Here is a 22,170-nt window from a genome sequence, read left to right as displayed (position 1 = left end):
CATGACCAGGCCCTACGCGCCCGGCTACCGCATCCCGACGGACCTGTTGCTGAAGGCCTATGCGTCGGGCGTGTTTCCGATGGCCGAAAGCGCTGCCGACGCCGAAGTGTTCTGGGTGCGGCCGGAATCACGCGGCATCATTCCGCTGGACGGATTCCACATCCCCAAAAGCCTGGCCAAGACGGTCCGCAAGGGCCTGTTCGAGGTCCGCTTCGACCATGACTTCGAATCGACCATCGATGCCTGCGCCGAGCAGCGCGAGGAGCGCCAGTCCACCTGGATCAATGCGCCGATCCGGGAAGCCTATGTGCGGCTTCACGAGATCGGCAACTGCCATTCCGTCGAGGCCTGGCGCGAGGGGCGGCTGGTGGGCGGGCTTTACGGCGTTTCGCTGGGGCGGGTGTTCTTCGGCGAAAGCATGTTTTCCAAGGAAACCGACGCCTCGAAGGTTTGTCTCGTCCGCCTTGTCGAAAGGCTGAACGAACGCGGCTTCGTGCTTCTCGACACCCAATTCACCACCGAGCATCTGAAGCGCTTCGGCGCGGTCGATGTGCCGCGCGGCAGATACGAAAAGATGCTTGCCGCCGCGCTGAAGGGCGAAGCCAGGTTCTAACGCTCAAATCCCACAAGAGTGACCTTTTAGTCCGCTTTTTTGGAGCTGCCTTCGCCCAGCCCACTTTTCCTGGCCTTGCCGGTGGGCAGCGGCGCCTGCGAATGGAACATCATCTTCCAGCCGTCGGCGCGCCGCACGTAGCCGGTGCTGACGAGCGCGGCATAGGGTTCGCCGGTGGACCGCGTAGCCCGCGCCTCATAAGTCAGCATGACGATATCGCTGCCGGGCTCCACGAAACCCTTGGGCTCGATCTGGAGGTTCTTCCAGCGGTGCGGTTTCTTCGCGGTGGCGGCAAGATCCGCGTTGCTCATGGTCTGCGCCATTTCAGGAAAGGCCACGAGACATTCCTTGTCCGCATTGGCCTTGTAAAAGGCTTCGTCGCCCGTCCAGAAGCCCTTTTCGAGCGCGATCAATTCGTCCTTGCTAGCAAGCATGGTCACCATCCTTCACGCGCCCCGCGAGCCAACGTTTCAGCAGGCACGCGGTTCCCGGAAGGAGTGTCGTTGGATCAGTTGGTTCCGGAGGTGGTGCCGGGGTCGGCCGGAGCCGCGCCGCCCTTGCCGCCGCCACCATCGGGCGCCTTGGCCGCGCCAGGTGCGGGAACGTCCGACTTCTGCTTGCAGGCCTTGAGCCAGACATCATAGACGGCGTGCTCGACGGCATTGAGGCCGGGACTCTCGGCAAACATCCAGCCGGTGAAGATGCGCCTTATCTTGCGGTCCAGGGTGATCTCGTCGACTTCGACGAAGGAATCGGTCTTCGGAGCCTCGGCCTCGGGCCGCGAATAGCAGACGCGCGGCGTCACCTGCAGGGCGCCGAACTGCACCGTTTCGTCGATATAGACGTCGAAGGTGATGATACGTCCGGTAATCTTGTCGATGCCGGCGAATTCGGCAACCGGATTGGCGACGCGGCCTGCATCACCGGCCGCAGGCGGAGCTGCGAAGGCGAGGCTACCCGCCAACATGGTGGCGGCGACCACTGCGCCCGTCCAGACCCGGCCGCCCATCGTATTTCGGCTCAATATGCGCATACAGGACTACCAGTGGTTATGGTCGGTGATTCTCGACCGACAGGCTAATAGCCGCTCTCGGATCATCAAGCTGCTAAACGCCAATTGTGGCGAGAAAAGACCAGAAGCAGACGACAAACGGCGTGCGTCCGGCTCAGTTGCCCGGCGTCCAGGCATCATAGTCGCCCGTCACCTGTGGCCGATGGCCGGTGCCGAGCACGGAGCCTTTCGGACGATAGGCGCTTGGGGTGCCCGTGAGATTCGGCTGGTAGGGCTTTTGCCAGTCGCGCGGCTTATAGTCCTCGCTGGGCGGGGCGACATCGACGCGGTGATGCATCCAGCCATGCCAGCCCGGCGGGATCGCCGAAGCTTCCGACCGGCCGTTGTAGATGACCCAGCGACGCGTCTGACCGTCGGAATTGACACCGCCCTCGTAATAGACGTTGCCGAATTCGTCCTGCCCGACCTTTGTGCCGTAGCGCCACGTATGGAGCCGCGTGCCGATCGTCTGGCCGTTCCACCATGTGAAAAACTGCAGGAGGAAATTCTTCATCGTCACTTTCCGGGCCGCTTGCCTGCGTTGCTTATGGCGTCAGGCGGACGCGAAGGCAAGGATTTTGCGTTGCACCAAGCGGTCTGTTCGGCAACCCCTGCCAACTTGCCAAGCATGGCTGATGTTCCTATGACTGCCGCCGCGTCAAGTAAGGCGCAGCAGCTGGGCACCTTACCGGGGGACAGACTTGGCCGAAGCCGAGATCCGCAAAACCACCGAGGCGATTCGCCGAGCCAAGGGTGGCGTCCCGATCGTCTGCCTCACCGCCTATACCTTTCCCATCGCAAGACTGCTCGATCCCCATGTCGACCTGCTGCTGGTCGGCGACAGCGTCGCCATGGTCCTGCACGGCCACGAAACGACGCTGGGCGCAACGATGGACATGATGATCGCCCATGGCCAGGCGGTGATGCGCGGCGCGCAAGAGGCCTGCGTCGTCGTCGACATGCCGGCGGGGAGCTATGAGGAATCGGCTGAACTGGCCGTCGCCTCCGCCCGCCGCATCGTCAGGGAGACCGGTTGCCATGCGGTCAAGCTCGAAGGCGGGGTGGACATGGCTCCCCAGATCGCCGCCATCGTCGCCGATGGCATTCCGGTGATGGGCCATATCGGGCTGCAGCCGCAATCGGTCGAGAAGGACGGCGGCTACAAGATCAAGGGCAAGACCCATGATGCGGTCGCGGCGCTGTTCAAAGACGCCGAGGCGGTCGAAAAGGCCGGCGCGTTTTCCGTCGTCATCGAAGGCACTGTGGAGCGCGTGGCGGCGGACCTGACCCGCGCCGTCTCCATCCCGACCATCGGCATCGGCGCCAGCGCCGACTGCGACGGCCAGATTCTGGTGATCGACGACATGGTCGGCCTGACGGTGGGCCGGGTGCCCAAATTCGTCAAGGAATACGCGCATCTGCGCGATGTCGTCGCCGGCGCGGCCGAAGCCTTTGCGCGGGATGTACGCAGCCGCGCTTTTCCAGCCGCCGAGCATATTTTTTCCGCCTCACCGGAAGCCAGGAAGGATCGTGCATGAGCCTGCCGGAAATCGTCGAGACCGTCGCGGCATTGCGCGCGCGGGTGCGCGGCTGGCGGCGCGACGGGCTGAAAGTCGCCATGGTGCCGACGATGGGCGCGCTGCATGACGGCCATATCTCGCTGGTGCGGATGGCTCTGGAGAAGGCCGACCGCTGCGTGGTGTCGATCTTCGTCAACCCGGCCCAGTTCGCACCGACGGAAGACCTCGATAAATATCCGCGCCAGCTCGCGCGCGACCTCGAGCGCCTGGCCGAAATCCGGGCGCATCTCGCCTTCACGCCGCCGGTCAGCGAAATGTATCCTTCCGGCTTCGCGACGAAGATCTCGGTGGGCGGGCCTTCCGCCGGTCTGGAAACCGATTTCCGGCCAAGCTTCTTCGAAGGCGTGGCCACCGTGGTCGGCAAGCTGTTCATCCAGGCGGAGCCGGATTTCGCCATCTTCGGCGAGAAGGACTATCAGCAGCTCTGTGTCGTCCGAAAGCTGTGCCGCGACCTCGACCTGCCGGTCGAGATCGTCGGCGCGGAAACGGTAAGGGACAAGCACGGCCTCGCCCTGTCGTCGCGCAACGCCTATCTCAGCGACGGTGAACGCGCCGTCGCACGGCAGCTCAACCGCATCCTGCGCGAAACCGCCGAAGCGCTGGCCGCAGGCGCGGACGAGAGCGCGACGGTCGAAGCGGCCAACAACGCGATCCTGCAGGCGGGTTTCCGCAGCGTCGACTATGTGGCGGCGCGCGAGGCGCTGACTTTGCACCCATGGCAACGCGGCAAAGACGGCCGCCTGCTGGCCGCCGCATGGCTGGGCAAGACACGGCTCATCGACAATCTCGCAATTCCAGCAGGATAGTCACCCTGCGATGGCGACGATCAGGCGAGCTGCTTTTCCAGCGTCAGGATCGTAGCGTCGACCCATTGTGTCGCTTTCCTGCTGCCTGTGCGGACGAACCCGCCCGCTTCGTAGAAAGCGATGGCGCCATTGTTCTTCTCCTCGACCTCAAGCCGCATCATCCGGCAATCGAAGAACGAACCCTGTATTTCCTCCAGCAGCAGTCCACCGACACCCCTGCCCTGCATCGCAGGCAACACATCAAGCTCATGCAGTTCGACGATTTCGGGCCGCTTGTCATTGATGACCGCGTAAGCCATGCCGGCAAGGCCGGAGCCGGTATCGGCAACAATGAACTCCGATTTCGGGCGCCTCAGCATCTGGCGCAGCCAATCCACCGAATGCCATCGGTCCGATAATTGGGAAACGCCGGCCTCGCCATAAATCGGGTCGTAGGTCGCGTGCCAGGTTGCGGCGAGAAGCCGGCTGACGGCGGCAAGATCGTTCTCGCCCGCGGTGCGGATGAACACGGTCAAGGTCCTCGCCCTCGACGCGCGCTATTCAATGCCGAGCTTGGCCTTGACCAGGTCGTTGACGGCCTGCGGGTTGGCCTTGCCCCCCGTCGCCTTCATCACCTGGCCGACGAACCAGCCGGCCATGGTCGGCTTGGCCTTCGCCTGCTCGACCTTGTCGGGGTTGGCGGCGATCACCTCGTCCACCGCCTTTTCGATGGTGCCGGTGTCGGTGACCTGCTTCATGCCGCGGCTTTCGACCAGTTCGCGCGGGTCGCCGCCCTCGTTCCAGACGATCTCGAACAGATCCTTGGCGATCTTGCCGGAAATCGTGCCTTCCTTGATCAGGTCGATGACGCCGCCGAGCTGATCCGGGGAAACCGGAGTCTCTTCAATGGTTTTGCCGGATTTGTTCAGCTGCCCCAGCAGGTCGTTGATGACCCAGTTGGCGGCCAGCTTGCCGTCGCGATCCACCGCCACTTTCTCGAAATAATCGGCAATGGCTTTTTCCGACACCAGGATCGACGCGTCATAGGGCGAAAGGCCGAGCTTCTCGACCAGCCGCGCCTTCTTTTCGTCCGGCAGTTCCGGCAGGCCGACAGCCAACGCATCCACATAGGCCTGGTCGAATTCCAGCGGCAAAAGGTCAGGGTCGGGGAAATAGCGGTAGTCATGCGCCTCTTCCTTCGAACGCATCGAACGGGTCTCGCCCTTCACCGCATCGTAGAGGCGGGTTTCCTGGTCGATCGATCCGCCGTCCTCCAGAATGGCGATCTGGCGGCGCGCCTCGTATTCGATCGCCTGGCCGATGAAGCGGATCGAGTTCATGTTCTTGATCTCGCAGCGCGTGCCAAACGGCTCGCCGGGACGCCGGACCGAAACGTTGACGTCGGCGCGAAGCGATCCCTCGTCCATGTTGCCGTCGCAAGTGCCGAGATAGCGCAGGATCGAGCGCAGCTTGGTAACGTACGCCTTCGCCTCTTCCGACGAGCGGATATCAGGCTTGGAGACGATCTCCATCAGTGCCACGCCCGACCGGTTCAGGTCGACATAGGACATGGTCGGATGCTGGTCGTGCATCGACTTGCCGGCGTCCTGCTCCAGATGCAGGCGCTCGACGCCGACCTCGATGTCTTCGAACTGGCCCTTGTTGTCGGGACCGACCGAAACCGTGACCGTGCCCTCGCCGACGATGGGCTGCTTGAACTGCGAAATCTGGTAGCCCTGGGGCAGATCGGGGTAGAAGTAGTTCTTCCGGTCGAAGACCGATTTTTGGTTGATCTGCGCCTTCAGCCCGAGCCCGGTGCGGATCGCCTGCCGCACGCATTCCTCGTTGATGACGGGCAGCATGCCGGGCATCGCCGCGTCGACCAGGCTGACATTGGCGTTGGGCGCCGCGCCGAACGCAGTCGATGCGCCGGAGAACAGCTTCGCCTCCGAGGTCACCTGGGCATGGACTTCCATGCCGATGACGATCTCCCAGTCGCCGGTGGCGCCGGGGATCAAGCGTTTCGCGTCGGGTGTGCGGGTGTCGATGAGGGTCATGGAAGCCTGCGGAAAACGGAAAGTCGCGGTCAATTCGTGTGCCATCTCGCTAGTGCAAACTGGCTGCCGAAGCAAGCATCCGGCTATCGGGCGCCCCGTGAGCCGAGACTGGAATTCTTCTTCAGGTCGATTTATAAGACGCCATCCCAATGGAGAGTGGATGTCCACTTACGCTCAGTCCCGGTGAAGCCCTGACCTCGCAGGAGGCAGGGCAGAAACCTGAACCGCCGTGCCGCGACGTCTCGCGGCTGCGGCTTTTCGTTTTGGCGTCTCGCCAGGTTTTCCGGGAATTCACATGGACATCTCGCGCACAGAACAGCGCATCCTGCATATGCTGGCCCAGGGCGGCCGCATCGAAATCGAAAAGAACGACAAGAAGATCGAGGCGGTCAGATGCCTGACGCGCGACGGCTGGCACTATGCGGGCCTGGACCTCGGTCTGTTCAGAAAGCTCAAGCGGAAGAAGGCCGTGGCCTCTTCCGCAGGCGGGCCGTATCGCATCACCCGCCGCGGGCTGGAACTCGTCCGTTCCGAACTCGACAACAGATAGGACATGGGTCGCGGTTTCGGCCGCGACCCCACCCACCTATCTAGGCGGTGGCGATATAGGCCTTGATCTCCTCGGCTTCGCGTTCGACATCCTCGATGCGGCGCTTGACCACGTCGCCAATGGAGACGATGCCGTCGAGCAGTCCGTTCTTTTCCACCGGCAAATGGCGGAAACGGGCTGCCGTCATGATCTCCATGACCTCGTTGACCGTATGGTTCTCGTTGCAGATCTTGACCTTCGGCGTCATCGCCGAGCGCACCGGCATGTTCAGCGCGGCGGCCCCTTCCCGCGCCAGGACACGCACGATGTCGCGTTCCGACAGGATGCCCACGATCTTGCGGTCGCCATTGGTGACCACCAGGGCGCCTATGCGCTTTTCAGCCAGGATGTTGATCGCTTCGGCAAGGCCGTCATTCGGCCCGAGCGTAAACACGTCATGGCCTTTTGCTTCCAGAATCGCCTTAACAGTCATCGGGGTCCTCCTCAGCCTACAGTGGGTTCGCCGCGTTCACATTCAGGTGAACATGGTGCGCTCCGATTGGTTGCATTTCAAGAGTTGGAGCGGGCCGGCGATCCTAACTGAGATAACCGCCATCTTGGCGAGGTGGCATCCGGTCGAAGAACCCGAGCCCGAGAAAGCCCGCGAGAAAGCCGCCGATATGCGCCTCCCAGGCAATTTGGTCGTCGGCGCCCGGCACCACCCCGATCAGTCCGGTCACCAGATTGATGACCATCCAGACGGCCAGGAAGGTCAGCACGCCACGTGAGCGGAACACAGCGGAAAACGGCAGCGGCGGGCCGCCAAAGGCCGACTTTCCTGAAGACCGGTCGATGCGGAAGGCAAACCGGGCGGCGGCCCCCATCATGCCGGATATCGCCCCGGAAGCGCCGACCAGCGGCGCCTGCGTCAGCGGATGGATGGCCCAGAAAAAGAAAGCCGCCGCCAGGCCGGTGGCGGCGAAGAACAGGGCAAAGCGCAAGGCCCCGATCCGGTTCGCCAGCGGTGAACCGAACGCCGCCAGCCACACCATGTTGACGGCCAGATGCATGAAGCCGCCATGCAGGAAGGTATAGGTAAACGGGCTCGACAATGCATAGAACTCAAAATCGTACCGCCCCGAGTAGCGGATCGGGATGAAGGCGGCGCGAACCAGCAGTTCGAAGTCCTGCTCGTCCGTCAGGACATAGGTCCGCAGCACATGCACCCCCGCGCACAGGGCAATGATCGCCTGCACGATCCTCGGCAGGTTGAAGACCGGTTCACGGCGGGGCTCCGCTTCCGGCTCGATCGGCCCGTTTTCCGCCGGAGTTTCCGTGTCGCTCATGTCGATCCTTGCCAGCATTCGATGGCGAGCATGTAGGCCAGCCGGGCCGGAATCACAAACCAATCACAAACCGCGAATCGGATGGCCGAATCGCGGCCAAAAAAGAAGCCGTCCAAGGTTTCCCTTGAACGGCTGGTCGAGCCCCTTGCTCCCCTGGAAGCTCTTGACTGAAGTCACCGTACCGGGCGGAACGGCGAAAAACTGGAGTGATTTCAACGTCCCATAAGCGTGAGTCCAATGCAACGTAAACCATCTGTTAACCTTAACGGCCCCGAGCCGTGAACAAGAGTTAACGGTGCTGGCATGCATCCTGCTCCGCATCGCATGTAGTTCCACGGAGGGCGTCCTTCTGTTCACCGATGGGACATCAGACAGCAGGATCGCGCGGAGCGGACACAGAATGAACCTGAACGGATCGATCGCACTGTTCCATTATTGGAATCAGCTGCGTGACGGGCGGCGAGCCCCGAAACGGACCGAGATCGAGCCGGCAGACATCAAGAATCTGCTGGCCGACACCTTCATCCTGGAAAAGGACACGCGCGGAGAAGCCGTGTTCCGGCTTGCCGGCACGCGTCTTTGCGCGATCTACGGGCGCGAGTTGAAGGGCTTCTCCTTCCCTTCCCTGTGGCGGGAAAAAGACCAGCGGCTGGTGTCGCGGCTGATGGACGGCGCCTTCCAGTCCTCGGTTGTGCTCATCACTTATGAAGGCTTCAGCCGTTCGGGCCGCTCCAACAGGTTCGAGCTGCTCGCTCTGCCGCTGGACGGTGGAGCCCAGCATCCACGCGGCCTTGGCGTGATAACCCCGGAAGACAAGCCTTTCTGGCTGGGTTCGGACCCAATCACCGACGCGCTGATCGAATCCGTGCGCATCATCGACCCGGACAAGGAGCCTCTCTACCTCAAGAACCGGCCAGCCATTCCGGTGCCCTCGCTGGCGCCAAACGAACTCGGTGAAAATCACATAGCGCCCGAGTACGGGCAAGCTCGCCGGATCCGCCATCTCGTCGTCTTCGACGGTGGCCGCGACACGCAGGATTGACGCGCAATCCGACGCTCCGTTTTCTCTGTTTGTTAACCTGTTTGGCGATAGTTTGGTCGGAATCCTCGCAGCGGCGCAGGATGGCAAACGGGGTGTGAAGCAATCATGAGGTCAGCGGCGGTCGAATATTCGCCGTCCGGGGCTGAAAGGCGTAGCTTTCAGCGTGTTCGCGTCAAGATTTATGGACGCTTCATGCTGGAGGACCGTAGCGAGCACCCGTGCCAGGTGATCGACATGTCGCCCGGCAACGTTGCTTTCCGCACCGACCGCATCGGCCAGCCCGGCGAACGGGTCATCGCCTATATCGATCACATCGGCCGCATCGAGGGCGTCGTCACGCGCACGCTCGAAGACGGCTTCGCCATGACGGTCATCGCCTCCGAGCGCAAGAAGGACAAGCTCGCCGCGCAGCTGACCTGGCTTGCCAACAAGCACGAACTCGACCTGCCGGAAGACCGCCGCCACGAGCGCGTCGCGCCGCGCAACCCGATGAGCGTCCTGCACCTCACCGATGGTCGCCAGTATCAGTGCCGCATCATCGACCTGTCTCTTTCGGGCGCGGCCATCGAGATCGACGTCAAGCCGGCGATCGGCGTGCAGGTCGTGCTCGGCACGATGCGCGGCCAGGTGGTGCGCCACTTCGAAGACGGCATCGCCATCGAATTCGCCGTCATCCAGCACGCCGAAACGCTCGACACCGAATTCAGCGGCTCGGCAGACTGACGCGCACGGGCCGGCGTCAACAGGCCCCGCGACCTCAGATGCCTCCCTACCCTTGCCTGTCGACGTTGCGGGCGCGAGATCGCGCTCAGGCCGTTTCAACCCTATAGAAACCGGTGCCCGCGCAAGGAACGCAGCGCACGCTTTGACCCGGACACTTCGGCTGGGTCGTTCCGGAAGGGCAGCATTTGCCCTCCGTCGCCTCCCATTCGCGGCACTTGAAGACGATGCCCACGCCATTGCAATGCGGACATTCGCTCTTGCGTATTTCCCCCATATCGCCCCGTTCCCGGTGCGGCCGTCTGCCGACAGCGTACCGAACAAACCCCGGCATGGCCCGATGCCATGCATTTCCCCAGGTCACTTTTGACCAGGCAGGCAGGCATTGCAACGGTTATGGGCGGATCGATAAAATTTTAGGAAAATTCTATTCTTATTTTATTATTGTTTGTCTTGATATTTATATTAAATCTCTTGTGTTTTTACTCAATATCTACTGCGCGCTTTTGCGTCAAATAAATTCAGCCGTGTCATTGTCTCTCTCAAACGGGGAGACAAGAAAATGCGGAAGTCGAGGGGCGCGCTGTTGCTGCTTGCAATGGCACTACAGTTTTGCGGGTGGGGATCCGCGAATGCCGGGGCAAACTTCATGCACACCGCCGGCCGCACCACGCAGCCGGTCGGTCATTACGAATTCTGCCAGAAGCAGCCGCAGGAATGCCGGCAGATCACGGCGCGGCGGCAGCCGATCGAGCTGACCCGCACACTCTGGGCCACCATCATCAACGTCAACAACGCCGTGAACGCCAGGGTCCAGCCGCGTACCGACATGGAGATGTGGGGCAAGGAAGAAGTCTGGTCCTATCCTGACGGCGGCGTCGGCGACTGTGAAGACTACGCCTTGGAAAAGCGGCGCGAGCTGATGCAGGCGGGCATTCCGGCCGGCGACCTGCTGATGACGGTGGCGCGCCAGCCGAATGGCGACGGCCATGCCGTACTGACGGTCCGCACCAGCCTCGGCGAGTTCATCCTCGACAATCTTGAATCCCGCGTCCTCGCCTGGACCGATACCGATTACACCTATCTCAAGCGCCAGTCGGAACGGAATTCCGGCGCCTGGATCAGCATCAATGACGGCCGCGCCGACGCGGTCGCCAGCGTCCGCTAGGACGCAACGGAAAACCCGGTCGAGTCCCCACCCTCCCCGTCCCCAACGACCGGGTCAAGGAGCCGGCCCCTGTCCCCGGGCCGGCTCCGCCTTTTCTGGCGGAAGCCAGCGTCTCGCGGCAGCGTTCAGGCTGCGGTCATGCCGGCCTTGAAGCGCCGGCCGTTCTCGACATAGTTCGCTGCGGATCTGCGCATCCGCTCCGCCGCGGCATCATCGAGCGTGCGCGTCACGCGCGCCGGCGAACCGACGATCAGCGAATTGTCCGGGAATTCCTTGCCTTCGGTGATGAGCGCGCCGGCGCCGACCAGGCAGTTTTTGCCGATCTTCGCGCCGTTGAGCACGATGGCGCCCATGCCGATCAGCGTGTTGTCGCCTATCGTGCAGCCGTGCAGCATGGCCCGGTGGCCAATGGTGCAGCCTTTGCCGATCGTCAACGGGAAACCCATGTCGGTGTGCATGATGGTGTGCTCCTGGACATTGCTGTCATCGCCGATGACGATCGGCTCGTTGTCGCCGCGAAGCACCACGCCAAACCAGAGGCCGACATTGCGCCCGATCTCAACGCTGCCGATCACGGTGGCGTCCGGCGCTATCCAGTTGGTGTCGCGGTCCGAAAAACGGGGAGCCTTCCCGTCAAGCGCATAAATCGGCATTTTTTCTCCCAAAAACGTCTAGAAATCGAGGATCGGCATGGCGGCCGTATGCTCGGCCAAACCGGACACGGCGCCAATCAGCGTCACTCCGAGCGCAAGCGCCCACAAGCAAGCCGAGCCGGCACAGGAAGCCAAGGCCATACCAGTTATATGCCGCTGCCGGTAGGCCGCCAGGGCCTCGTTGAAGAGCATGAACGGCCCGGCAAACGCCGCCAGGGCAAGCGAGCGGACGACATGCGAACCGGACATGAACGGCTCCGCGAAAGCCAGGCGCCGGCCGAATACGAGTTCCAAGGCTGAGCAGAGCAGGCCGCTCGCGGTCAAACCGACCAGAAATGCGAAAAGCCCAGGCACAAATCCATCCATTTTTACCAACTGTTTACCATGAAACCGCACTGTCCGTTTCAGCAAACGTGCAAGCAACATGCCGGCATTTTGTGCCAGAGCGGGACATTTGGGAACGAAGGCCATGGGCAGCACGGTCACGGCAGAAACCCCGGACCTCAAGGTCGTCAACTCGTCGCTGATGATGAAGGTCTTCTACTGCTTCGCGGCGTTGGCGGCACTGTCGATAGCGATCAGCATGGCGGGCAAATGGTTCGGCCATGCCATCGCCATGGCGGGTTATACGGACGACACCACGGTGCGCGAAATCGTCATCGGTAACAATGTTATCGCCGTCCCGTCCAACTACATCCGGTTCGAACAGGCGCGCCGCGACGGTGTCGCCCAGCGTCTCGACCTCTATCTGCGCTATCCGCAGATGGACGGTTACAGCGCCGCCGCGCGCAACGATTTCAACAATGTAGGGGCAAAGAAGCGTATCGTCTTCCTGTCGTTCGAGGAACGGGCCATGTCACGCGACATGAGCGGCCGGTTCGCGCCGATCTACAGTTCGCTGATTGTAAAGCCGGGCAAGCCCGGCCCTGGCGGGACGACGCTCTACAGTTTCAACGACAAGTCAGGCTATATGAATGAAATGCTGGCGGTCGCTGAGCGCGCAGGCAAGGATCCGTTCGTGGCGCGGTGCTTCACGGGGCCGAGCGCCGAAGAATCGCTGGCGCCATGCGAGCGTGACATTCAGGTCGGCGACAATCTCAGCCTCAGCTATCGCTTTCCGGCCGAATTCCTCGGCGACTGGCAGGCACTTGAAACCGCGATGAGCGCCGAGGCGGCGCGCATACTCAAAACCGGAAACGGCGCGAAAAAGTAGCGCGGCAGTGGTACGGAACCGGCCGCACGGATCGTCTCAATCCAGATCGATGTCGAGAATCGCCATCGAGAAGTTGTAGTCGCCGTCGTCTTCGTCCTTGAAGACGAGGCCTAGAAATTCGTCGCCCAGGTAAACCTCGGCCGAATCGTCCTTGCGCGGCCGCGCCTTGACCTGCAGGCTGGGATTCTGGAAGGCGCGCTTGAAATAGGCGTCGAGCTTGCGGATTTCTTCAGGCTTCAACAGTTCTCTCCGGTCGTTTGGCTTGCCGGCGCTGAGGCGCCTGCTTGCGTGGAGGCGCTTCTGGCACGCGAAGGATGGCCATGTAAAGGCAAGCCACGCGGTTCCCGCCGGAATGCCAGTCGTCACCGTGACGTGACGTGCTCGAAACAGAACACTTTACGCTACGCGTCTTGCCCGGCGCGACGCCCCGTCCCAGCGAAGCCCGAAACCCGCGCGGGCAAGCACTCAGATATCGAACGAGACGACGTGATCCATCGTCTGCGACGGCAGAAGCTGGTCCATCTGCCGGGCCGGCTGCTCGCAACCGCTTTCCCCCACAACCCTTGCCGGCACGCCCGCCACGGTCTTGTTGCTGGGGACTGCCGACAGCACCACCGAACCGGCGGCGATTTTCGAGCAATGCCCGATCTCGATATTGCCGAGGATTTTGGCGCCGGCGCCGATCAGTACACCGTAGCGAATCTTCGGATGCCGGTCGCCGCCGGCCTTGCCGGTGCCGCCCAGGGTCACCCCGTGCAGGATGGAGACATTGTCCTCGATGACCGCCGTCTGGCCAACGACAAGGCCGGTGGCGTGATCGAGGAAGATGCCCTTGCCGACGCGCGCCGCCGGGTTGATGTCCGTCTGGAAGATCGAGGAGGAACGGCTCTGCAGATAAAGCGCGAAATCCTGCCGGCCGTGGTTCCACAGCCAATGCGCCAGACGATGCGTCTGGATGGCATGGAACCCCTTGAAATAGAGGACCGGCATGATGAAACGGTCGCAAGCAGGATCACGGTCATAATAGGCCTGGATATCGACGCGCAGCACGCTCGACCATTCTGGCCAGTCGGCCAGCATGGCCTTGAACGTCTGGCGAATGAGGTCGGCGCCAACATCCTGATGCGCAAGCCGCTCGGCCAACCGGTGGATGACGGCTTCTTCAAGATTTTCCTGATTGAGGATGGTCGAATAAAGAAACGCCGCCAGCAACGGATCGCGATCCACTGCCTCCATTGCCTCGTCGCGGATCGACCGCCAGATCGGGTCTACCGGTTTCAAAACACTGTTGCGAGCAATACTTATGCTGTTCATCGCCTGCTCCGCCGGACGGCTTGCCTTGGGTGAGTGTTCATATAAGCCAGATTGTCGCATGGGGGAATTCAATTTTCCTTAGCGTCCCCTCAAATGGACCCAGCACCCGATGTTTCAATCCGGCATGGAAAACGAAATCTTGAACGTGACATAAGGCGACGCTGTGACGACGATGATGCTCGGCCTGCCGGGACGCCTCATGGCTGAACCGGAATCGCGATTGGGGAATTGAGATGCCGCTTGTCGACGAGGGAATGCGCCGGGAGCTCGCCGCCCGCTACAGCGGCGGGGACAGGCACTATCACGGTCTCCGACATGTCGAAGCGCTGCTCGATCTGGCGCAGGAATACCGGGCGCTGCTCGCCGACCCGGAAGCTGTGGAAACCGCTATCTGGTTCCATGACGCAGTTTATGACAGCAAGGCGAAGGACAACGAGGCCCAAAGTGCTGCGCTTGCCAGGGAAAAGCTGGCCGGCAGGGTCGAAGGCGGGCGGCTCGAGCGCATCGTGGCGATGATCGAGGCGACCGCCACGCACGCCCTGCCCGACCTGACAGATGAAACGGCGCAGCGCGACGCGGCGCTTTTTCTCGACATGGACCTGTCGATCCTTGGGGCCTCACCGGAAGCATTCGAAACCTACGAACAAGGCGTCCGGAAGGAATATGCCTGGGTTCCGGAACCGGCATGGATCGCAGGCCGCGGCGCCGTGCTTCAAAACTTCCTGGCGCGGCCCGCCCTTTTCCATACGCAGGAATTCCGCGACCGGTTCGAAGCGCAGGCGCGGGAGAATATGGCCCGGTCGCTCGCACGGCTCATGCCTGCCCCTCCCCTTTGAGGGGCGGCAAACATAGCTAGAGGGGATTATCGGCGTAAAACTGCAGCACGCGCTGCTTGAACGTCTTGTCGCCGACGGACAGCATATGGTCGCGGCCTTCAATGTCGAAGGCGACGCCCTTCGGCATCAGCGCCGCCAGTTCAGCCGGGGAGCCGGCGATGTCGTCCTTTGTGCCGACGGCAATCAGCGTCGGCTGCGCGATGCGGGACATCTCGTCTTCGCTGAGCAGGTCGCGCGAGCCGATGATGCAGGCGGCGAGAGCGCGCCGGTCGCTCCTGGTCTGGTCGGCGAAGGCGCGGAAGGTACGCCCCCGCTCATGCGTGATCTGGGCAGCGTCCGGCGCCAGCAGGGCGTCGGCGATCGGGTCCCAGTCGCCAACGCCGTCGACCATGCCGATGCCCAGGCCGCCAAACACCAGCGTCGCCACCTTGTCGGGGTTCGCCAGCGCCAGGAAGGCCGAGATGCGCGCGCCCATCGAATAACCCATGACATGCGCCCTGCCGATGCCCAGATGATCGAGCAGCGCGGCGGCGTCGGAGGCCATTTTCGCCGGCGTATAATCGTTGGCCTCATAGCTCTTTGACGAGGAACCGTGGCCGCGATTGTCGATCGCAATGACGCGGCAGCCTGCATCGTTCAGTGTCTTGAACCAGCCGGGCGACACCCAGTTGACATAGTGGCTGGAGGCAAAACCGTGAATCAGCAGCACCGGATCGCCGCTGCCCGAGGCCGGTTCGCGGTCGAGAAACGCCAGGTCGAAACCGTCATGGGAGAAGAACTGCATGGCCGGTCTCTAAACCCGCTTTTTCCAGCGTTCAACCACCCTTGCCAGACTTCCCGGAGGAAAGGCCGTCCAGGGCCGGCTTTTCCGACGGCCTCGGCATGGAACCCGCCGCGGCGCCAATGGCCGGATGCCGGACGAGATCGCCATCCTCTATGCCCTGGCGGGCGGCGGTGCCCGCCTTGAGTTCAAGCACGAAGCGCACCGGCTCGTCCGGTGCGATGACCGCTTCGGATTGCGGCTCGCCTTTTTTGATGGCGCGTATCCTGCCGTCCTCGGCAATGAAGACCAGATCGAGCGGCATCGGCGTGTTCTTCATCCAGAAACTGACCGCCTGCGTGTGATCGTACACGAACAGCATGCCGTGATCGTCCGCCATGGTCTCGCGATACATCAGCCCGGCGGAGCGTTCGGCCACGTCGTCGGCGATCTCGATGGTGAATTTGCGTTCGCCGCCATCCGTCACGGCGACGAGCGGCGCGGGATCGACCGGGAGCAGCATCGCCATGCCGTCGGCCGCGCTCGGGCGATCCGAATAAAGGTAGGCTCCAACGGCAAGGCCAACGACAGCAAAGGCCGCACACAGCGTGCCGGCAGCGAACCAACTCTTCTGAGCCATGACGGTACCTCGCGCGGTCAGTGAGCGACCGGCAAGGTCCCCATATCGGGGTGAATTTCGGCGGCCATAAGGCCTTTGTCACCGCGCCCGAAGCGCACCAGCACGACCTGGCCGGGGCGCAGTTCGGTTACGCCATAGCGGCGCAGCGTTTCCATATGGACGAAAATGTCCTCCGTGCCCTCGCCGCGCGACAGGAAACCGAAGCCCTTGGTGCGGTTGAACCACTTGACCAGCGCCCGTTCCAGACCGCTTTCCGGCGTTACGCTGACATGGGTGCGCTGCTCCTGCATCTCGGCGGGATGGACAGCCGTGGAGATATCCATCGACAGGACGCGGAAGGCCTGAAGACCGCGATCGCCCTGCTTCACCAGGCACACGACCCTGGCGCCCTCGAGCGCGGTCTGGAAACCGTCGCGCCGCAGGCAGGTCACATGCAGGAGTATGTCGCCGGAAACACCGTCATCGGGAAGAATGAAGCCGTAGCCCTTGGCCACGTCGAACCACTTTATCGCCCCGGAAACCTCGACCAGATCGGCAGAGTCGCCGGCTTCGTCGCGATTCACGCCTTCGCCAGCGGGCGAATTCCGCCCCACGAAAGAGGCCTTTTCCCCCATAAGAATGCCTCCTTCCCCAAAAACGCCGCAGGTGATTCTTTACATGAGATTAACACTGCGGCTTCCGGGGTGTGCAAGACCTGACGTGCCTTTTTTCGCAACTGATCCCAGGAATAGTCGAAATGTTATTCGCCGGCCCGGATCGCGGTTTGCGCCGGTTGCCGCGCCGGCCGCGTCACCCTATGTTTTGCCGCAACCGGAGATTCAAATGCGCTATCTGCACACCATGGTCCGCGTCGCGGACATTGACCAGTCGCTCGATTTCTACTGCACCAAGCTCGGCCTCAAGGAAGTGCGCCGGTTCGAAAACGAACAGGGCCGCTTTACCTTGATCTTTCTTGCCGCTCCCGAAGACGAGCACGCCGGCATCACCGAAAAGGCGCCGCTGGTGGAGCTCACCTACAATTGGGATCCGGAAGACTACAAGGGCGGCCGCAATTTCGGCCACCTCGCCTATGAGGTCGACGACATCTACGCCACCTGCCAGCGGCTGATGGACAATGGCGTGACCATCAACCGGCCGCCGCGCGACGGCAACATGGCCTTCGTACGGTCGCCCGACGGCATTTCCATCGAACTGCTGCAGAAAGGCCCGGCCAAGGAAAAGGCCGAACCGTGGGCTTCGATGGCGAATACCGGGAACTGGTGAGGCCACCTTTTGCCTTCTCCCCTTGTGGGAGAAGGTGGCCGAGCCAAGCGGAGCGCAGGCGAGGTCGGATGAGGGGTGATCCGGCTTAGAACCGTCTGCATTCCGTCCAACACCCCCTCATCCGTCTCGGCGCTGCGCACCGATCCACCTTCTCCCACAAGGGGAGAAGGCAAAGGAGTGCTACTCCATCATACCCTTCAGCGTCAGCACCGTGCGCCAGTTGCGGGCGGTCACCGGCACCTTGAGGACCCTCGGAATCAGATTGGCGAACACGGATTTGCCGACTCCGTCCGGCGCGTGGAGATAGAGCACGTCGCCCCTCACCTCGAAGCGTTCAGGACCGGCGCACTTTTCAGCAAGCGGTTCGATTTCCGAGGCGGTCGGTTCACGCTCCAGCACATAGGCGTGCAGCTTCTTGTGATCCCCGGCTTCCTCGGGGTACGGATTTTGCCGCACCAGATCCGCCAGCCATTGTGCATCGCGCACCATGATGCGCGAATGAAAACCCCAGCGCTTCGCGAGCGCCGCTTCCAGTTGCTTGGCCAACGCCGCGGCGTCCTTGCCGGCGGCGCGGAACACGACATTGCCACTCTGGATGTAGGTTGCGACGTGGGTGAAGCCCAGCTCTTCGAAGAAGGCGCGCAGGTCGGCCATCTTCACGATGCGGTTGCCGCCGACATTGATGCCGGAAAACAGGGCGACGAAGACGGTTTCCCTGCTCATCCTGCCGTCACACAATCAGGCCGGAAAGCGTCTCGTTCTCGGTGATGTCCTGGTACTGCACGCCGTTGGCGGCGAAATTGGCAGTCAGGAGATCGAAATTGCGGCGTTGCTTGGTTTCGATACCGATCAGCACCGAGCCGAAATTGCGCGCCGATTTCTTCAGATACTCGAAGCGGGCGATGTCGTCCTCGGGGCCGAGCATTTCGAGGAAGTCGCGCAGCGCGCCGGGACGTTGCGGAAAGCGGATGACGAAATACTTCTTCAATCCCTCGAAGCGCAGCGCCCGCTCCTTCACATCCGGCAGCCGTTCGAAGTCGAAATTGCCGCCCGAGACCAGCGCGACGATGGTCTTGCCTTTCAGCTCCTTGCGCGAAAAATCCTTGAGCGCGTCGATAGCCAGTGCGCCGGCGGGCTCCAGCACCACGCCTTCGACGTTGAGCATCTCGATGATCGTGGCGCAGATCCGGTTTTCCGGCACCAGCCGCACCGTCTCGGCGTCGAAATCCTTGAGATAGCGGAACGGCTCGCGGCCGATCTCGGCGACGGCGGCGCCATCGACGAAATTGTCGACCTTCGGCAGCTTCATGCGCTTGCCGGCGATCAGGCTCTGCTTCAGGCTCGGCGCGCCGGATGGTTCGCAGAAGACGAAACGGGTCGTCCGGCCCTCCTCGGCGAAATAGCGGGTGACGCCGGCCGCCAGACCGCCGCCGCCGATCGGCAGGACAACCATGTCCGGGCCGCGCTCGCCCGCCATCTGTCCGGCGATTTCCATGGCGATGGTCGCCTGCCCCTCGATGATGTCCTTGTGATCGAAGGGCGGCACCATATGGGCGCCGCTATCGCGGGTGAAATCGAGAGCGGCCCGGTAGCAGTCGTCGAAAAAGTCGCCCACCAGCCTGATTTCGACGAACTCGCCGCCGAACAGCGTCGTCTTGTCGATCTTCTGCTGCGGCGTCGTCACCGGCATGAAGACCACGCCCTTCTTGCCGAAATGGCGGCAGACATAGGCGAAGCCCTGCGCGTGGTTGCCGGCCGAGGCACAGACGAAAAGCTCGGCCTTGTTGCCCGCCGCCAGTGTCTTGCGGAAGAAATTGAAGGCACCGCGCAGCTTGTAGGAACGCACCGGGGTCAGGTCTTCGCGCTTCAGCAGGATGCGCGCGCCGAACTTGCGCGACAGATACGCATTCTCCTGCAACGGCGTTTCCGGAAAAATCTCGCGCATGGCCGCCGCAGCGCTGGAAACCCTGTCGGCAAAGCTGGTCATGGCGTTCGAATCCCGATGCGGACGCTTTGGCGTCCTGAAAATCTGTTCCTGCCGCCATTTTGGCTTTCGCGCAACAGTGACGTGGCTGCGGCAGTCCCGGAACCGGCTTAGAAGCGCCGGCGACTTACTTCCGCCGCACTTCGCCTGTCCGGAGACCTCATGGGAAAATCGAGGGCGGGTTGCCGACCGACGTCGGCTGGAGTGGATTGAGCGTGTTTTCGAGAATTTTGATTTCCGTCGGCCTCGCCTTGCTCGTGGCAGGCTGCGGCGGCCGCAAGACCGAAGAACTTCTGGGCAGCGCCATGGTCACCGCGTCGGTCGCGGAGATTTCCGGCAACCACAGCATCTTCATCGCGACGACGCGCCAGCGCTCCAGCGACCCGACCAAGGTGTTCGACGGCGAACGCTCCGCCACGCTCAATTATGCCCGCGTCAACGTCACCGTGCCCAAGTCGCATGAAGTCGGCAAGATCGAACGCAAGCGGCGCGGCGCCTCCGACGATCCGTCGAAATATTTCATGGCTTCGCAGGCTGTCGGTTTCGACACGGCGCCGAAATTCCAGGAAGCGCTGAACACCGACGTGGCGGCGCGCGGCGGCCGCGTCGTCGTCTTCGTGCATGGCTACAACACATCCTTCGACAGCGCCGTCTATCGGCTGACGCAGATCACGCACGACGCAAATTATCCCGGCACGCCGGTGCTGTTCTCCTGGGCCTCTGGCGGCAAGACGACCGACTATGTCTACGACAAGGAAAGCGCCAGCGCGGCGCGCGACCAGCTCGAAGTGACCTTGCGCCTGCTGGCGCAGTCGGGCGCGCGGCGGATCGACATCGTCGCCCATTCGATGGGCACGTGGGTGACGATGGAGACGCTGCGCCAGCTCGCCATCACCGGCGACCGCGACCTCGGTGGCAAGCTGGGCGACGTGGTGCTGGCCTCGCCTGACATCGATGTCGATGTGTTCAAGAGCCAGATGCGCCGCTACGGCAAGCCGACGACGCCCTTCATTCTGCTGCTTTCCGGCGACGACCGCGCCTTGCAGCTCTCCGGCTGGCTGGCCGGTTCGCGGCCGCGCGTCGGCGACTACAAGAATGCCGCCGATCTGGCTGAGTATGGCGTCAACGTGATCGATCTCTCGGATGCCAAGGGAGCCGACAGGCTCAACCACACCAAATTCGCCAACAATCCGCAGTTGATCGGTCTTCTCGGTCAGCGGCTGCGCGAGGATGACGGCTTCGCCAGCGACCGCGACATCACCGATCGCATCCGGCAGGCGACGGGCGGTATCATGTAGAACTGCCGCGCAGCGGCGGTTCCGGCTGGACCTCGAACGGTTCTGGCTTTATTCGACATAAACCCGGATGCCGAGCGAGGCGTCCCTTTCAGGAGCGATACAGTGCGCTGGAAGGCTTTGGCCATAGCCGCCGCCATGGCGCTTCTGACCGCTTGCGCCGGACAGAACACGCACGACCTGCTCAACAGGACCGCGATAGACGTGCCTGCTTCAGAGATAGCGGGCTCCCATGAGATCTTCGTCGCCACCACCCGCAAGCAGGCACAGGCCGATCCGCGCCAGGTGTTCAGCGGCGATCGCTCGCTGACCACGACCTTCGCCAAGGTCGACATGACCGTGCCGAAAGTCCATCAGGTCGGCAATATCGAACGCGCCAAGAGTTCGGCGCCCAGCGATCCGGCCAAGAATTTCGCGGCGTCGCGCGTGTCCTTCTACGAAAGCGGACCGCAATTCACCAAGGCGGTCGATGCCGACGTGGCGGAACGTGGCGACCGCATCCTGGTCTTCGTCCACGGTTTCAACAACGGCTTCGACGACGGCATCTACCGCGTGACGCAGATCGCGCACGACACGGGCTATTCCGGAACGCCGGTGCTGTTCTCCTGGGCTTCGGCCGGCAAGACCACCGGCTATATCTATGACAAGGAAAGCGCCAACGCGGCGCGCGACGATCTCGAAGCGACGCTCAAGATGCTGGCGAAGACGCGCGCCAAGAGCATCGACATCATCGCCCACTCGATGGGCACATGGGTGACGATGGAGGCGCTGCGGCAACTGGCCATCGAAGGCAACCGCGATCTTGACGACAAGCTCGGCTACGTCATCCTCGCCTCGCCCGACATCGACGTCGATGTCTTCAAGAAGCAGATGATGCGCTACGGAAAGCCGGACAAGCCTTTCGCCATCCTGCTTTCAGGCGACGACAGGGCCTTGCGGCTTTCCAGTTTCATTTCCGGTTCAAAGCCGCGCGTCGGCGACTATGGCGACGCCGCCGATCTCGCCAGCTATGGCGTCGTGGTGGCCGACCTCACCAAAACCAAGGGCAATGACCGGCTGAACCACGCCAAGTTCGCCGACAACCCTGTTCTGGTGGAATTGCTCGGAAAACAACTCCGCACGCCCGCCGCGCTTGCGGATCCCGCGGCCGATCCGGGACAACCCATCAACGACCTCGGTCAGGGCGTCGGGCAGGCTGTCGGCTCGGTGGCTGAAATCATCATCACGACGCCGTTCAAGGTGCTGAGCATCGCGACTGGTGGGCGGTAGGAAGACCGGCAGTCGGCAATGGGCAGTCGGCAGTCGGGGACTGAAGAGACAC

28 protein-coding genes are annotated in these 22,170 nt (G+C 62.5%); 12 read left to right on the top strand and 16 right to left on the bottom strand.

Features of this window, described 5'->3' with window-relative positions; translation table 11 throughout:
• Position 1 precedes the first annotated feature (1 nt).
• A complete protein-coding gene (gene aat / locus J2X35_RS03410) occupies positions 2-613 on the top strand; it encodes a leucyl/phenylalanyl-tRNA--protein transferase (RefSeq protein ID WP_056108738.1) in 612 nt (203 codons plus the stop codon).
• Between the two features lie 26 nt (positions 614-639).
• On the opposite strand, the gene J2X35_RS03405 is transcribed toward aat, so the two are convergent.
• From J2X35_RS03405 to J2X35_RS03395, 3 genes are all read right to left on the bottom strand, one after another.
• Positions 640-1,047, bottom strand: coding sequence for a hypothetical protein (locus J2X35_RS03405; protein ID WP_310180948.1), 408 nt, complete (start codon positions 1,045-1,047; stop codon positions 640-642).
• 74 nt (positions 1,048-1,121) lie between these two features.
• Positions 1,122-1,622 (bottom strand): DUF2155 domain-containing protein, encoded by a 501-nt coding sequence (locus J2X35_RS03400; protein ID WP_405023174.1) that lies wholly within the window; start codon positions 1,620-1,622, stop codon positions 1,122-1,124.
• A gap of 157 nt (positions 1,623-1,779) precedes the next feature.
• Complete coding sequence (locus J2X35_RS03395; protein WP_056108733.1) at positions 1,780-2,178, bottom strand: NADH:ubiquinone oxidoreductase subunit NDUFA12; 399 nt, start codon at positions 2,176-2,178, stop codon at positions 1,780-1,782.
• A gap of 187 nt (positions 2,179-2,365) precedes the next feature.
• On the opposite strand from J2X35_RS03395, the gene panB reads away from it, so the two are divergent.
• On the top strand, positions 2,366-3,202 hold the full coding sequence (gene panB, locus J2X35_RS03390) for a 3-methyl-2-oxobutanoate hydroxymethyltransferase (protein ID WP_310180947.1): 837 nt from the start codon (positions 2,366-2,368) through the stop codon (positions 3,200-3,202).
• Complete coding sequence (gene panC, locus J2X35_RS03385) at positions 3,199-4,050, top strand: pantoate--beta-alanine ligase (RefSeq protein ID WP_310180944.1); 852 nt, start codon at positions 3,199-3,201, stop codon at positions 4,048-4,050. Before panB ends, panC begins: the two co-directional genes overlap by 4 nt.
• 20 nt (positions 4,051-4,070) lie before the next feature.
• Here panC and J2X35_RS03380 read toward each other — a convergent pair whose 3' ends face one another.
• A complete protein-coding gene (locus J2X35_RS03380; RefSeq protein WP_310183728.1) occupies positions 4,071-4,559 on the bottom strand; it encodes a GNAT family N-acetyltransferase in 489 nt (162 codons plus the stop codon).
• 27 nt (positions 4,560-4,586) lie between these two features.
• On the bottom strand, positions 4,587-6,086 hold the full coding sequence (gene gatB / locus J2X35_RS03375; protein ID WP_310180943.1) for an Asp-tRNA(Asn)/Glu-tRNA(Gln) amidotransferase subunit GatB: 1,500 nt from the start codon (positions 6,084-6,086) through the stop codon (positions 4,587-4,589).
• A 295-nt stretch (positions 6,087-6,381) separates the two neighbouring features.
• On the opposite strand from gatB, the gene J2X35_RS03370 reads away from it, so the two are divergent.
• A complete protein-coding gene (locus tag J2X35_RS03370; protein WP_056108725.1) occupies positions 6,382-6,636 on the top strand; it encodes a YjhX family toxin in 255 nt (84 codons plus the stop codon).
• A gap of 40 nt (positions 6,637-6,676) precedes the next feature.
• Here the strand turns inward: J2X35_RS03370 and J2X35_RS03365 are convergent, their stop codons facing one another.
• The gene (locus tag J2X35_RS03365; RefSeq protein ID WP_056108723.1) at positions 6,677-7,108 is read right to left on the bottom strand and encodes a CBS domain-containing protein; all 432 of its coding nucleotides are present in this window, start codon (positions 7,106-7,108) and stop codon (positions 6,677-6,679) included.
• A 103-nt stretch (positions 7,109-7,211) separates the two neighbouring features.
• On the bottom strand, positions 7,212-7,961 hold the full coding sequence (locus tag J2X35_RS03360; protein WP_310180940.1) for a rhomboid family intramembrane serine protease: 750 nt from the start codon (positions 7,959-7,961) through the stop codon (positions 7,212-7,214).
• Positions 7,962-8,361: 400 nt separating this feature from the next.
• On the opposite strand from J2X35_RS03360, the gene J2X35_RS03355 reads away from it, so the two are divergent.
• The 3 genes from J2X35_RS03355 to J2X35_RS03345 all read left to right on the top strand — a co-directional run bounded on the left by J2X35_RS03355 (position 8,362) and on the right by J2X35_RS03345 (position 10,891).
• Positions 8,362-9,003 carry a PAS domain-containing protein gene (locus tag J2X35_RS03355; protein WP_310180938.1) on the top strand — a complete coding sequence of 214 codons (642 nt, stop codon included), beginning with the start codon at positions 8,362-8,364 and terminating at the stop codon, positions 9,001-9,003.
• A gap of 105 nt (positions 9,004-9,108) precedes the next feature.
• Positions 9,109-9,726 carry a PilZ domain-containing protein gene (locus tag J2X35_RS03350; RefSeq protein ID WP_056108718.1) on the top strand — a complete coding sequence of 206 codons (618 nt, stop codon included), beginning with the start codon at positions 9,109-9,111 and terminating at the stop codon, positions 9,724-9,726.
• A gap of 559 nt (positions 9,727-10,285) precedes the next feature.
• Positions 10,286-10,891, top strand: coding sequence for a transglutaminase-like cysteine peptidase (locus J2X35_RS03345; protein ID WP_310180936.1), 606 nt, complete (start codon positions 10,286-10,288; stop codon positions 10,889-10,891).
• 125 nt (positions 10,892-11,016) lie between these two features.
• Here the strand turns inward: J2X35_RS03345 and J2X35_RS03340 are convergent, their stop codons facing one another.
• Both J2X35_RS03340 and J2X35_RS03335 read right to left on the bottom strand, forming a co-directional pair.
• Entirely contained in the window at positions 11,017-11,544 is a 528-nt protein-coding gene (locus tag J2X35_RS03340) for a gamma carbonic anhydrase family protein (RefSeq protein ID WP_310180935.1), read from the bottom strand.
• Positions 11,545-11,562: 18 nt separating this feature from the next.
• Positions 11,563-12,030, bottom strand: a complete 468-nt coding sequence (locus tag J2X35_RS03335; protein WP_310180934.1) for a DUF6949 family protein — start codon at positions 12,028-12,030, stop codon at positions 11,563-11,565.
• On the opposite strand from J2X35_RS03335, the gene J2X35_RS03330 reads away from it, so the two are divergent.
• On the top strand, positions 12,014-12,757 hold the full coding sequence (locus J2X35_RS03330; protein WP_310180933.1) for a hypothetical protein: 744 nt from the start codon (positions 12,014-12,016) through the stop codon (positions 12,755-12,757). The genes J2X35_RS03335 and J2X35_RS03330 overlap by 17 nt on opposite strands.
• 36 nt (positions 12,758-12,793) lie before the next feature.
• Here J2X35_RS03330 and J2X35_RS03325 read toward each other — a convergent pair whose 3' ends face one another.
• Together J2X35_RS03325 and cysE are read right to left on the bottom strand one after the other, a co-directional pair.
• Positions 12,794-12,997: a DUF3126 family protein gene (locus J2X35_RS03325; RefSeq protein ID WP_056108691.1), complete on the bottom strand. Its 204-nt coding sequence runs from the start codon at positions 12,995-12,997 to the stop codon at positions 12,794-12,796.
• A gap of 225 nt (positions 12,998-13,222) precedes the next feature.
• Positions 13,223-14,071, bottom strand: coding sequence for a serine O-acetyltransferase (gene cysE, locus J2X35_RS03320; RefSeq protein ID WP_056108687.1), 849 nt, complete (start codon positions 14,069-14,071; stop codon positions 13,223-13,225).
• Positions 14,072-14,304: 233 nt separating this feature from the next.
• Between cysE and J2X35_RS03315 the strand changes: the two genes are divergently transcribed.
• Positions 14,305-14,907, top strand: a complete 603-nt coding sequence (locus J2X35_RS03315) for a hypothetical protein (protein WP_405023173.1) — start codon at positions 14,305-14,307, stop codon at positions 14,905-14,907.
• A gap of 16 nt (positions 14,908-14,923) precedes the next feature.
• On the opposite strand, the gene J2X35_RS03310 is transcribed toward J2X35_RS03315, so the two are convergent.
• Genes J2X35_RS03310 through J2X35_RS03300 form a run of 3 tightly spaced genes read right to left on the bottom strand, consistent with a single transcriptional unit; the run spans position 14,924 to position 16,921 of the window.
• Complete coding sequence (locus tag J2X35_RS03310; protein ID WP_056108681.1) at positions 14,924-15,691, bottom strand: alpha/beta fold hydrolase; 768 nt, start codon at positions 15,689-15,691, stop codon at positions 14,924-14,926.
• A 31-nt stretch (positions 15,692-15,722) separates the two neighbouring features.
• Positions 15,723-16,307, bottom strand: a complete 585-nt coding sequence (locus tag J2X35_RS03305) for a DUF192 domain-containing protein (RefSeq protein WP_310180931.1) — start codon at positions 16,305-16,307, stop codon at positions 15,723-15,725.
• 17 nt (positions 16,308-16,324) lie between these two features.
• A complete protein-coding gene (locus J2X35_RS03300; protein WP_056108675.1) occupies positions 16,325-16,921 on the bottom strand; it encodes a cold-shock protein in 597 nt (198 codons plus the stop codon).
• 208 nt (positions 16,922-17,129) lie between these two features.
• Here J2X35_RS03300 and gloA point away from each other — a divergent pair, with 208 nt between their 5' ends.
• Positions 17,130-17,570: a lactoylglutathione lyase gene (gene gloA, locus J2X35_RS03295; RefSeq protein WP_056108672.1), complete on the top strand. Its 441-nt coding sequence runs from the start codon at positions 17,130-17,132 to the stop codon at positions 17,568-17,570.
• A 180-nt stretch (positions 17,571-17,750) separates the two neighbouring features.
• On the opposite strand, the gene J2X35_RS03290 is transcribed toward gloA, so the two are convergent.
• Together J2X35_RS03290 and ilvA are read right to left on the bottom strand one after the other, a co-directional pair.
• Positions 17,751-18,293 carry a DUF1697 domain-containing protein gene (locus J2X35_RS03290; RefSeq protein WP_310180928.1) on the bottom strand — a complete coding sequence of 181 codons (543 nt, stop codon included), beginning with the start codon at positions 18,291-18,293 and terminating at the stop codon, positions 17,751-17,753.
• Between the two features lie 7 nt (positions 18,294-18,300).
• Positions 18,301-19,557 (bottom strand): threonine ammonia-lyase IlvA, encoded by a 1,257-nt coding sequence (gene ilvA, locus J2X35_RS03285; protein WP_310180927.1) that lies wholly within the window; start codon positions 19,555-19,557, stop codon positions 18,301-18,303.
• A 206-nt stretch (positions 19,558-19,763) separates the two neighbouring features.
• Between ilvA and J2X35_RS03280 the strand changes: the two genes are divergently transcribed.
• Both J2X35_RS03280 and J2X35_RS03275 read left to right on the top strand, forming a co-directional pair.
• Positions 19,764-20,852, top strand: a complete 1,089-nt coding sequence (locus J2X35_RS03280) for an alpha/beta hydrolase (protein ID WP_405023172.1) — start codon at positions 19,764-19,766, stop codon at positions 20,850-20,852.
• 135 nt (positions 20,853-20,987) lie between these two features.
• Positions 20,988-22,118: an alpha/beta hydrolase gene (locus J2X35_RS03275; protein ID WP_310183726.1), complete on the top strand. Its 1,131-nt coding sequence runs from the start codon at positions 20,988-20,990 to the stop codon at positions 22,116-22,118.
• The last annotated feature ends 52 nt before the right edge of the window (positions 22,119-22,170 follow it).

Source organism: Mesorhizobium sp. BE184 (genome assembly GCF_031457045.1).
Taxonomy (GTDB): Bacteria; Pseudomonadota; Alphaproteobacteria; order Rhizobiales; family Rhizobiaceae; genus Mesorhizobium.
This window is presented reverse-complemented; position numbering and strand designations above follow the sequence as displayed.